Source organism: Niveispirillum sp. GW835-FHT14G11, assembly GCF_058793615.1.
Genome location: NZ_JBXAFZ010000005.1, coordinates 275,647 through 287,731, shown reverse-complemented (window position 1 = coordinate 287,731; position 12,085 = coordinate 275,647). Strand labels below are relative to the sequence as shown.

Below are 12,085 nucleotides of genomic sequence, written 5' to 3'. Positions count from 1 at the left end.
CAGATCACCCCTTGATGATGCGGGTCAGTGCGGCGACGACGCGATCATGGTCGGCCATTGACATGGCGGGGAACAGCGGCAGCGACAGGCAGCGATCGTACCAGGCCTGCGCCCCGGCCAGGACCAGATCGCCATAGAGGCGGCGGTAATAGGGCTGGGTATGGACGGGGATGTAATGCACCTGGCTGCCGACCCCATCGCGGCGGAGTGCCGCCATGAAGGCGGCCCGGTCCATGCCCAGGGCGGCGAAATCGATCAGGGCGACATAGAGATGCCAGCCGGCCTGCACGCCCGGCATCTTTCCGGCCGGCCGCAGCAAGGGGGCCAGGGGGGCCAGCGCCTGGTCATAGGCATCGACCAGGGTCTGGCGGGCGCGGACAAAGGCGTCCAGTTTGGACAGCTGCGACAGGCCCAGGGCCGCCTGGATATCCGTCATCCGGTAATTGAAACCGGGTTCCGGCATCTCATAATACCAGGGATTGGGCGTGCCATCGGCGGCGGTGGCCGCGGCCGGATCGGTGAAATCCGCCGGGTCGCGGGTCATGCCATGGCTGACGGCGGCGCGCACGCGCCGGGCCAGCGCATCGTCATTGGTGGTGACCATCCCGCCCTCACCCGTGGCCATGGTCTTCACCGGATGGAAGGAGAAGCAGGCCAGGTCCGACCGGTCGCAGGCACCGACGAAAACCGGCGTGCCGTCCGCCCCGGTCAGGCGCGTGCCCACGGCGTGGGCAGCATCCTCCACGATGGCCAGACCCCGTTCACGGGCCAGCGCCGACAGTCCCGTCATATCGGCCGTCTGCCCGGCCAGATGCACCGGCGCCAGGGCGCGCACGCGCCAGCCCATGGCATCGGCTCGCGCCATGGCATTCTCCGCATCCTGGCGGCGCATCAGGCCCGTGTCGGGATCGGTATCGGCAAAGACCACCTGGGCGCCGACATAACGCACGGCATTGGCCGTGGCCAGGAAGGTGACGCTGGGCACCACGACAGCATCATCCGGCCCCAAATCCATTGCCATCATCGAAACATGCAGGGCCGCCGTGGCATTGGCACAGGCGATGGCGTGGCGGGCCCCCACCTTTTCGGCAAAGGCCCGTTCGAACCAGCCGACGGAGGGGCCTTGCGTCAGCCAATCGCCGCGCAGCACCTGTTCCACGGCGGCGATGTCGGCCTCGTCGATCCATTGCCGACCATAAGGCAGGAAGCCCCTGGTCACGAAGGCCGCTCCAGCAAGGCCCGCATCGCGTCGTCGGACAGCCATTGTGGGTTGGTGTCGCTGCGATAGCTGAACCCGTCGGGCACGCCCGTGGCCCCCTGCTTGGCATAGGGGCCGCGGTCCCACCAGTTGAAGGCGGGTTCGATAATATAGCGGTCGGGCAGTTCCACGGTCTGGCGTGCATCATCCTCGGTGATCATGATCTCGTGCAGCTTTTCCCCCGGCCGGATGCCGACGGTGCGATGGGGCAGGTGCGGGGCCATGGTGCGGGCCAGATCCACGATGCGCATGGACGGGATCTTGGGCACGAAGATCTCTCCGCCCTGCATCATGGCGAAGGAGGAGGCGACGAAATCCACGCCCTTGTTCAGCGTGATCCAGAACCGTGTCATCCGCTCATCCGTGATGGGCAGGTCCTTGGCCCCCTCTTCGATCAGCTTGCGGAAAAAGGGGACGACGGAACCGCGGGAACCCACGACATTGCCATAGCGCACGGCGGCAAAGCGGGTACCAACGGAACCCGACAGGTTGTTGGCGGCCACGAAAATCTTGTCCGAGGCCAGCTTGGACGCGCCATAGAGGTTCACGGGGCTGGCTGCCTTGTCGGTGGACAGGGCCACCACCTTCTTCACCTTGTTGGCAATGGCGGCCTGCACCACGTTTTCCGCCCCGTTGATATTGGTGCGGATGCATTCGATGGGATTATATTCGGCCGTGGGCACATGCTTCAGCGCGGCGGCATGGATGCAATAATCCACCTCGCGCATGGCCATGGACAGGCGCTGCTGGTCGCGGACATCGCCGATGAAGAAGCGCAGCACGTCGCGGTTATCCATGTCCGCGAATTGCTGCTGCATCTCATATTGCTTGAACTCGTCACGCGAAAAGATGACCAGCCGGCGTGGCTTGCCAAATTTCAGCAGAAAACGGGTGAATTGCCGGCCGAAGGAGCCGGTGCCGCCGGTGATCAGGACGGACGCGCCCTTGAACAGGGCGGGGGCGCGGGTGGTTTCTGTGGTCATCGGGCATCCGGTCCGCTGGCGGGCGATGGTGCATGCTAGCCAGTTTGGCCGGCAGGGTTAAGTATTTCCGCAGATTAACGCTTTCCATTGTCGTCATCCGGGTTGGAGCAGGCGTGACGCATGGGCTAAGGTGGCCGCTGCCCGCCCCCAACGGACCCGAAATGGACCGGAAAAGCCCGCCCAAAGCCGACTCGCCCGCCCAGTTGCTGGACGCCGCCATGGCGTGCCATCAGCGGGGCGACCTGGATGCGGCCGTGACCGGTTACAGGCGATTGCTACAACAGCTGCCCGGTAATACCGATATCTCCCATCTGCTGGGTCTGGCGCTGTGGCAGACGGGGGCGCGTGACGAGGGGCTGGGGCTGGTGCTGGCGGCGGCCAGGGCCGCGCCCGGATCGGCAGCGATCCAGAACAATCTGGGCGGCATGCTGATGCAGGATCGGCAGTTCGCGGCGGCGGAACGGGCCTTCCGCGCCGCGTTGGCCGTCAATCCCAAGCTGGTGGATGCCTGGTCCAACCTGGCGGCCGTGTCGCTGGAACAGAACAAGGCGGAAGCGGCGGAGAAGGCGGCACGGCAAGCGCTGGCCGCCGATCCCGCCCGCGCCGATGCCTGGTCCAACCGCGGCGTGGCCTTGCTGGAACTGGGCCGGTTCGCAGAGGCGGAGACCTGTCAGCGCAAGGCCCTGGAACTCAACCCCGCCATGGCCGTGGCCCATGCCAATCTGGGAACGCTGCTGCGCCGGCGCGGCGATGCGGGGGCAGTGGCCGCCTTTCGACGCGCCCTGGAACTGGATGGCGATCAGCCCGTGGCGCGCTTCAACCTGGCCCTGGACCATCTGGCCCATGGACGGTTGCAGCAGGGTTGGGACGATTACCAGGAACGGTTCCGCGCCCGCCAGCGCCAGCCGCAGCGCGATCTGGACCTTCCCTTCTGGCAAGGGGAGATGCTGAAGGGAAGGCATCTGTTGATCTGGCCGGAGCAGGGGCTGGGCGACGAGGTGCTGTTCGCTTCAATCTTCCCGGATCTGGCCGGGCTGGACGGACCGGTCACGGTGGAGTGCGAGCCCAGGCTCGTGCCGCTGTTCGCCCGGTCCTTCCCGCATCTGTGCGTGGCGGCGGCTGGTGCGACGTCGACGGCCGATCTGCAGATCGCGGCCGGCAGCCTGTCCCAGCTAGCGCGGCCGGCCCTGCCGCGTTTTCCCGGCACGCCCTGGCTGCGGGCGGATGCGGCGCGGGTGGAACATTGGCGGCAGGCATTGGCGCAGGGCGGGCCGGCGCTGACCATCGGTTTCTGCTGGCGCAGCGGGATGAAAGGTGGGGATCGCACGGGGCTTTATCCGGAACTGGCGGATTTCGGGCCGCTGTTCGCGCTGCCGGGTATCCGCTGGGTGCCGCTGCAATATGATCTGGACGATCCGGCGACGGCGGCGGAATTGGCGACAGGGGTGCCGGACGGGCTGGACCTGTTCCGGCCGGACCTGGACCTGCGCGACGATCTAGACGGGGTGGCGGCGCTGATGGCGGCGCTGGATCTGGTGGTCAGTGCCGCCACGTCGGTATCGGAACTGGCCGGTGCCCTGGGCGTGTCCGTCTGGCGGGTGGGCAGCGACGATGACTGGACGCGTCTGGGGGCGGGGGTAAGGCCCTGGTACGGCACCACGCGTTGTTTTTCAGTTATCGAGGGACGCGGTTTCCCGGAATTGCTGACCAGCATGGCCAATGAACTGGTCCGGATGCGGTCCGCAATGGTGCCGCCGGGCGACGCCGACACGCTGTTCCGGCAGGGAACGGCCCTGCTGCGCGCGGGACAGGCGGCGGACGCGGTGGTAGTGCTGGAACAGGCGGCGGTGCAGCGCCCCGGCCATGCCCCCACCCTGTCGCGGCTGGCCGGCGCCCTGCGTGCCATGGGCCGGCCGGCGGATGCGCGGGCGCGCTATGCCCAGGCGCTGGCCTTGCAGCCCGGCAATCCCGTACCCCAGGTCAATATTGCGCTGTGCCGGATCGACGAGGGCGACCTGGACGGGGCGCAGGCCGATCTGGCCGTTGTTTTGGTAGCCTATCCCGGTATGGCGGCGGCCCATGACGCACTGGGACTGGTGCGACAGGGTCGGGACGATCCCGCCGGTGCCGTGGCGGCGCATCGCGCGGCGGTGGAGGCCGATCCCGGTCTGCTGTCGGGCTGGGTCAATCTGGGCACCGCCCTGCGGTCCTGCCATCGCTTCGCGGAGGCGGTGGCGGCCCTGACGCGGGCGCGCGATATCGATCCCGACCGGGTGGAGGTGTGGGCCGGCCTGGGCTATGCCCTGTTCCGTACCCGGGATCAGGCGGGGGCGGAGGCGGCGTTGCAACGGGCGCTGTCCCTGGTGCCGGATTATCCGCCGGCCCTGATCGACCTGGCCCGCATCCGGGACCTGCAGGGGCGCAGCGCGGAAGGGCGGGCGCTGCTGGATCGGGTGCTGGCGGTCGATCCGGGCAATATCCTGGCCCGGTTCAACCGCGGCCATCTGCTGCTGGCCCATGGCGCGACGGAGCAGGGGTGGAGCGATTACCGCGCCCGTTTCGCGGCGGGGCAGGCCACGCCCGACCGGCGCTTCGCCATACCGGCCTGGCATGGGGAAGATGTGGCCGGCCGCCGCCTTCTGGTCTGGCGCGAACAAGGGTTGGGGGACGAGATTCTGTTCACCGGTCTGGTCTGTGACCTGATCGCATTGGGGGCCAGGGTCGTCGTGGAGTGTGACCGGCGGCTGGTGGGTCTGATCGCCCGGTCCTTTCCCGGCGTGACGGTGCGGGCGGAGACCGATAATCCGCGCGACGCGGATTTCCATTGCGCCATGGGTGACTTGCCCGGCCTGCTGCGCCCCGTCCCGTCCCGGTTTGCGGCGGCGCAGCCCTGGATGCAGCCGGACCCGGCGCTGGCCGCGACGATGGCGGCCCGGTTGTCCACCCTGCCGGCGGGCCTGCGCGTCGGCTTCTGCTGGCGGTCGCGCAACCGGGAGGGGGACCGGGCCCAGGGATATCTGGGCCTGCGCGATCTGGTGCCGCTGCTGTCGCTGCCGGGCATCGTGCCGGTCAGCCTGCAATATGACGGGGCGGAGGCGGAGATCGCGGCCCTGGGCCGTCAAACGGGGATGAAGGTCCATGCCTTCCTTGATATCGACCTGACCGACGATCTGGAAAGTGCCGCCGCCCTGACGGCGGGGCTGGATCTGGTGATCAGTGCCGCCACGGCGGTGGGGGAGATGGCGGGGGCGCTGGGCGTGCCCGTCTGGCGTTTCCAGAACGGGCGGGACTGGAGCGGGCTGGGCACGGCCGCGCGCCCCTGGTTCCCCGGCATGCGCCTGTTCATGGAGGCGGAGGTGATCGATACCGTCACCCCCATGGTCCGCGTCCTGTCGCGGCTGCTGCACCCCGCCGATCCGGCGCCGCCGACCCTGGCGGCGGTGGTGGAACGCCACCAGGCGGGTGACCTGGGGGAAGCGGAGACGGGATACCGCGCAGTGCTGGCGGCCGATCCCGACGATGTGGATGCCCTGCATCTGTTGTCCCAGGTGCTGATGCAGACTGCGCGTGAACGTGAGGCGCTGGCATTTGTGGACCGGGCGTTGGAACTGGACCCGGATTTCGCGGCCGCCCACAATACGCGCGGCGCATTGCTGAAGGCATTGGGCCGGTTTGCCGAAGCGGAGAAGGCGTTCCGTCGGGCCCTTTCCCTGCGCGCCGATTTCGCAGAGGCCTGGACCAACCTGGGTGCCGCCCTGGTGGCGCTGCGCCGTTATGGCGAGGCGGAAAAGGCGCACCGGCGGGCCCTGGCGCAGAGGCCTGACTATCCGCGCGGGTTGATCAATCTGGGCGTGACGCTGCGCCATCTGGGCCGATACGCGGAGGCGGCGCAGCACCATCGCCAGGCCCTGGCGCTGGCGCCCGGCATGGCCGATGGCTGGAGCGACCTTGGCCTGTGCCTGGGATATATGGGCGACATGACGGAGGCGGCGCGGTGTCAGGAACAGGCCCTGTCCGTTGATCCCACCTATGCGGAGGCGGCCGTCAACCTGGCGATGCTGCAGGTGGGCCTGGGCACGGTGGCGGCGGCACGGGCGACGCTGGCCAGCGCGCTGGCCATCCGGCCGGGCTTTGCCCGCGCGCTGTACAATGACGGGCTGCTGGCCCTGTCGGTGGGCGACCTGGACGCGGGCTGGGCCGGGCATGAGGCGCGGTTCGCCAGTGGGGAGGTGGCATGGGGTCGTCCGCCCGCCATTCCCCGCTGGAATGGAGGGCCCCTGAACGGACGTCACCTCCTGGTCTGGCGCGAACAGGGGTTGGGCGACGAGGTGATGTTCGCCGCCCATTACGGCCGGCTGGCACGGTTGGGCGGGCCGGTGACGCTGTGGGCGGAGCCGCGCCTGGTGCCCATCCTGGCCCGCGCCTTCCCCTTCGCCACGGTGCTGGCCGAGGGCGGCCCGGTGGACGTGGATTGCCAAGCGCCGGCGGGCAGCCTGCCCTTGCTGCTGGCGCCCGCCCTCGCCGGTTGGGAGGGGGCTGCCTTCCTGGTGCCGCGACCCGATCTGGCGGTGCTCTGGCGGGAACGGCTGGCGGCCCTGCCGCCGGGCCTGCGGCTGGGCCTTTGCTGGCGCAGCCAGCTGCGCACGGCGGCGCGCGATGCCGGCTATACCGAACTGGCGGACTGGCTGCCCCTGTTGCGTCAGGCCGGCGTGCAGATCGTGTCGCTGCAATATGACGGCGGGGCGGCGGAGATCGACGCACTGGCGGCGGCGCACGGATTGGTGCTGCACCGCTGGGACGGGGTCGATCTGCGTGATGATCTGGAAACGGCGCTGGCCCTGACGGCGGGGCTGGATCTGGTGATTACCGTCGGCACGGCGGTGGGGGAGATGGCGGGCGCGCTGGGCGTGCCGGTCTGGCGCCTGTCGGCCGAAATCGACTGGACGCGGATTGGCACCGGCTGCCGCCCCTGGTTCGCCAGCATGCGGCTGTTCCCCATCCCACCGGGTGAAGGGGCGGCGGGGCAGGTGCCCGCCATCGTCAACGCCCTGGCGGGGATGAAGGGTGACGGGGAACCGGCGGGGGATCCCGCCCTTTGGCTGGAGCGCGCCATCGAGCGGCAGAAGGGGGGGGACCCGGCAGGTGCCATCCCGCTCTACCGCGCCATCCTGGCACGCCAGGGGGAACAGCCGGTGGCGCTGCACCTGCTGGGTCTGGCCCTGCAGCAGACGGGGCGCGCGGCGGAAGGGGAGCCCTTCATGGAACGGGCGGTGGCCGCCGCTGCCGACTATGTCGCCGCCTGGATCAATCTGGGCAATCTGCGCCAGGAGCTGGGACGGCCGGCGGCGGCAGAGACGGCCTATCGTCGGGCCCTTGCCCTGCGCCCCGCTGATGCCGGCGCCTGGACCAACCTGGGCAATGCCCTGCGGGCCCAGGGGCGGCTTGAGGAAGCGGCGAAGGCCCATCAGCGCGCCATCGGGTTTGACCGTGCCAATCCTGTCCCCCATGCCAATCTGGCCACCATCTTGAAGGAGATGGACCGGCCGGCGGATGCGGCAGCGGCCTATCGCCATGCCCTGGCCCTGGGCGGTGGGGAGGCGGCGCTGCGGGCCGGGCTGGGCGATGCGCTGCGCATGATGGGCGATAGTGCCGGCGCGCAGGCGGAACTGACGGCGGCCCTGGCGCTGGACGCGGACCAGGCGGAGGCCTGGAACAGCCTGGGCCGGCTGGCGGCGGACCCGGTCATTGCCCGCCGGCATTACCAGCGGGCGCTGGCGGTGGAGCCCGGTTTGGCCACGGCGCGGTACAATCTGGGCCTGCTGGATCTGTCGGAAGGGGCGCTGACATCCGGTTGGGATGGCTATGCCGCGCGGTTCAACGGCACACCGTCGATCCGGGGGCGCAGCCTGTGCCTGCCGACATGGCGGGGAGAGGACCTGACGGGCAAACGGCTGCTGGTCTGGGGGGAGCAGGGGCTGGGTGACCAGCTGATGTTCGCCGCCCTTTATCCGGCCTTGCTGGAACGATGCGGCCATCTGGTGATCGAGGCGGATGCGCGTCTGGCGTCGCTGTTCACCCGCGCCTTTGCGCAGGCCACGGTGCGCGGACCGACATCGGACCCGCGCGACGCCGCGTTTGCCGTGGCGGCCGGCGATGTGCCGGGGTTGCTGTGGCAGCGGCTGGGCGACATCGCACCCGTCCCCTATCTGCGCCCGCGCGCCGATCTGGCGGTGCGCTGGCGGGAACGGCTGGCGGTGTCGGGGCTGGGGCCGGGGTTGAAAGTCGGGGTATGCTGGCGGTCGGCGCGGATCAATGCGGAACGCGCGGGCTCCTATTTCCCGCTGGCCGCACTGGCGCCCGTCGCGTCTCTGCCCGGAGTGACGCTGGTGTCCCTGCAACGGGGCGCGTGGCGGGAGGATTGGGACGCGGCGGATTTCCCCGTCACGCGCTTCGACGATCTGGACCTGGATGATGATCTGGAGGGGCAGGCGGCGCTGATGTCGGGGCTGGATCTGGTGATCACCGCTCCGTCGGCGGTGGGGGAACTGGCCGGGGCGTTGGGCGTACCCGTCTGGCGCCTGGGCCCGCCGGACTGGACCCGGCTGGGCACCGGCGTGCGGCCCTGGTTTCCCACGATGCGCCTGATGGACCAGGGGCAGGGAATGGCGGTGGCGCTGGCGGATATGGCGCGTTGGCTGGCAAGCCTCAAATAGAAACGCCGCCGGCCTTTGGGGGCCGGCGGCTTCGATTGGGCTTTGATCAGAACTTGACGTTCACGCCGGCCGTGACGGTGCGGCCGATGCGGGTTTCGAACAGGGTATCCTGACGCTTGCTGTCGACATACAGGCGGTTCTGCTCGTCGGTCAGGTTCTGGGCCTCCAGGATCAGCTTGATCTCCGGCGTGACATTGTAGGAGGCGGATGCGTCGACATAGACGGTGGACGCGTTGCCCTGCAGGTCACTGCCCGGCGAGGCCGGGATGCCGCGGATGAAGCTGTCGCGGTAATTGGCCGTGGCGCGGATCGAGAATTCGTCATTCTCGTAATAGAGTGTGCCCGACATGGTGTTCTTGGACAGACCCACCAGATCGGCCGTGGTGGTCACGGTGGGCACGCCGCCGGCCGAGGCCAGGATGTAATTGATCTTGGAAGTGACGCGCGTGTAGTTGGCCAGCACGCCGAAATCGGCGAAGAAGCCGTCCAGGAAGGTGAACGGGATCTGGGCGTTGATCTCAAACCCCTTCAGCGGGCCGCCCGGCGTGTTGAACGGACGGGAGACCGTGAAAATCTCGGTGGGCAAGGTGTTGGACCCGTCCAGCAGGGCGTTGGGCAGGCCCAGGTCGGTAAAGGGCATCTGCGAGTTCACGTTCTGGATGAAGCTCTTGATGTCCTTATAGAAGTACGCGACCGACAGCAGCGAGCCGGGGCGGAAATACCATTCCGCCGCCACGTCGAACGTGTTGGCGCGGATCGGGTCCAGGAACGGGTTGTTGATATTGCCGATGCGGGTGACGGGGTTGATGCCGCTGGTCGGGGACAGGATGCCCAGTTCGGGACGGGCCATGACCTTGGCACCCGACAGGCGCAGCAGCACATCGTCGGCGGCTTCCACCACGACATTGGCCGACGGCAGCCAATCGTCATAGGAATGGTTGACCTCGGAGAACTGCCCGACCACGCCGGTGGGCGAGGTGGTGCCGGCCGGCGGGGCGACGGAGATATAGCCCGACGCCAGCATGTCGGTCTTCACATAGCGCAGGCCGACATCGCCGCGCACCGGCATGTCCGCCGCGTCCGTCAGGTCGAAGGTACCCATGACATAGCCGCTCTTCACCCGCTCACGGATGCGGGTGCGGGTGCCACCGCAGGTATAGTCGCAGCTGCGGATGCTGTCGGTGTCGAATGCGTCCTTGAACTTGTCCAGGTCGATGGCGGCCCAGCTGTCGGGCGCGTTCTCACCCCACAGACTGTCCAGTCCGGTGATGGTCTTGGTGATGGAGGAGAGCGTCGTGCCGGCCGGCAGGGCGCGGACGGCGGCGTCGGCCGTGTACTGGCGCACGCCGGTGGACAGGAAGTCGCTTTCGCGGAACTGGCCGCCGCCCTTGACGGTGAAGCCGTCGGCGACGGTATAGGCCAGGTTCAGTTCCGTGGTCAGGTTGTCGGTGCGGCGGCGGACGGGATTGCCCTGCAACGAGAAGCCGCCCAGCACGGTGCCGTCGGCCTGCGACGGGGCATAGGTGAAGTTGGCGGGGTTGGAGACGTCGAAACCGAAGCCCAGCTTGGGCGTGGTGCCGCCGTCACGGAAGTCGATGGAGAAATTGTCGGTGTCGATGGCGTCCATGAAGGTCTGGAAACGCTGCTTGCCATCGAATTGCGAGCGGTTGAAGCCGACCACGCCGCTGATCTCGAACGCGTCACTGAAGCGATGGGCGAAGTCGAGATTGGCCTGCTTGAAGGTGGTGGTGAATTTGTCGACCAGGCCTTCGGAACGGACATCGACGCCATCGAACAGGCCATAGACCAGCGACCCGTTCTGATCGAACTGGATGTCGCGGACCGACGTCATGGGCTGGCCATTGTTGGTGATGGACCGTGCGAAGGACACGGCAGCGATGTAGTTGTCACGCCGCGTTACGTCGAACCGCGAATAGAGCGTGTCGATGGAGATGTCGGTATCTTCGTCGGGCTTGTACTGGAAGGTCAGGGTGGCGCCCAGACGCTCCTGATCCTGCTCGGAATTCATGTAGCGCGGCAGGCGGGGGATGAAGGCGCCGGAGCCCGGAGTGTTGGGCTGGTCGGCACGGCGCAGCGCCTGGATGGTGTTCCAGGCGGCGACGGTGCCGGTGCGTGGGTTGTTGGTGGAGCACATCGTGTCCGTCGTGCCCTTGGCCGCCGACGCGGCCGGATAGACCGGCGTCACGCCGATGGGCGCGCAGAACAGGCCGTTGGCGCTGGCCGACAGCAGATCCACGGCGGAATAACCGACCTCGCGGATGCTGCGCTCCTGATAGGAGAGCGAGCCCAGGACGCCGAACTGCCCCTCGTCGCCGAACTTCTGCGACAGCAGGAACGACCCGCGCGGATCGACCTTCTTGGAGACGCCGTTATAGACGCCCTTGGCCGTCGCGGTGATGACCGAATCCTCGCGGCTGTCAAACGGCTTGGGTGCCCGCAGGTCGACGGTGGCACCCAGCGAGCCTTCCTCGATATCGGCCGACGGCGTCTTGCGCACGGCGAGCGAGGAGAAGATTTCGGTGGAGAAGACGTTGAAATCGAAGGAGCGGCCGGAATTGCCCGCACCATAGATGTCGGACGACCCGGTCTGCGCGGAGCCTTCCATGCCATTGATGCGCACACGGGTGAAGCCGGCACCCAGGCCGCGCACGGAGATGTTGCGGCCTTCACCACCGTCACCACGGGCCAGCGCCACGCCGGGCACGCGCTGCATGCTTTCGGCCAGGTTGCTGTCGGGGAACTTGCCGATATCTTCCGCCACGATGCTGTCGACGGCAGCGGTCTCGTTGCGCTTCAGGTTCAAGGCGCTGTTCAGGGAGGCGCGGAAACCGGTGACAACGATCTCGTCAAGGCTGTCGGAGGCGGGGGACGGGGCCGTCTGCGCGGTCACGGGCAGGGATGCTGCCATCGCGACGCCAAGGGCCAACAGTGACGCTTCCAGGCGCCGGGAGGTAAAGGCACGATTCTTGAGCATGTTCATCTTCCCTATGAAAGTTCCTCATCGCGGCCCCTTCAGGTGAGGCCTTGTTCGGATTGTTTTGGTTGTTTGACGCCGCCTCCGGCCCGCAGGCCGGATGGGATGTTCCAGGACGGGCCCATCGCACCGGCCG

4 protein-coding genes are annotated in these 12,085 nt (G+C 68.2%); 1 reads left to right on the top strand and 3 read right to left on the bottom strand.

Features of this window, described 5'->3' with window-relative positions; genetic code table 11:
- Positions 1–4 precede the first annotated feature (4 nt).
- Together pseC and pseB are read right to left on the bottom strand one after the other, a co-directional pair.
- On the bottom strand, positions 5–1,219 hold the full coding sequence (pseC, locus tag AC1Q7F_RS11865) for a UDP-4-amino-4,6-dideoxy-N-acetyl-beta-L-altrosamine transaminase (protein ID WP_492506980.1): 1,215 nt from the start codon (positions 1,217–1,219) through the stop codon (positions 5–7).
- Entirely contained in the window at positions 1,216–2,241 is a 1,026-nt protein-coding gene (pseB, locus tag AC1Q7F_RS11860) for a UDP-N-acetylglucosamine 4,6-dehydratase (inverting) (protein ID WP_492506978.1), read from the bottom strand. The genes pseC and pseB overlap by 4 nt, the downstream gene beginning before the upstream one ends.
- 161 nt (positions 2,242–2,402) lie before the next feature.
- Between pseB and AC1Q7F_RS11855 the strand changes: the two genes are divergently transcribed.
- Positions 2,403–8,954 carry a tetratricopeptide repeat protein gene (locus tag AC1Q7F_RS11855; RefSeq protein WP_492506976.1) on the top strand — a complete coding sequence of 2,184 codons (6,552 nt, stop codon included), beginning with the start codon at positions 2,403–2,405 and terminating at the stop codon, positions 8,952–8,954.
- Positions 8,955–9,000: 46 nt separating this feature from the next.
- Here the strand turns inward: AC1Q7F_RS11855 and AC1Q7F_RS11850 are convergent, their stop codons facing one another.
- Positions 9,001–11,949 carry a TonB-dependent receptor gene (locus AC1Q7F_RS11850; RefSeq protein ID WP_492506974.1) on the bottom strand — a complete coding sequence of 983 codons (2,949 nt, stop codon included), beginning with the start codon at positions 11,947–11,949 and terminating at the stop codon, positions 9,001–9,003.
- Between the last annotated feature and the right edge of the window lie 136 nt (positions 11,950–12,085).

Bases quoted from the DNA above. Each gene is read 5' to 3' on its own strand.
- AC1Q7F_RS11850 (WP_492506974.1), bottom strand. From the start codon at position 11,949: ATGCTCAAGAATCGTGCCTTTACCTCCCGGCGCCTGGAAGCGTCACTG.
- pseB (WP_492506978.1), bottom strand. From the start codon at position 2,241: ATGACCACAGAAACCACCCGCGCCCCCGCCCTGTTCAAGGGCGCGTCC.
- AC1Q7F_RS11855 (WP_492506976.1), top strand. From the start codon at position 2,403: ATGGACCGGAAAAGCCCGCCCAAAGCCGACTCGCCCGCCCAGTTGCTG.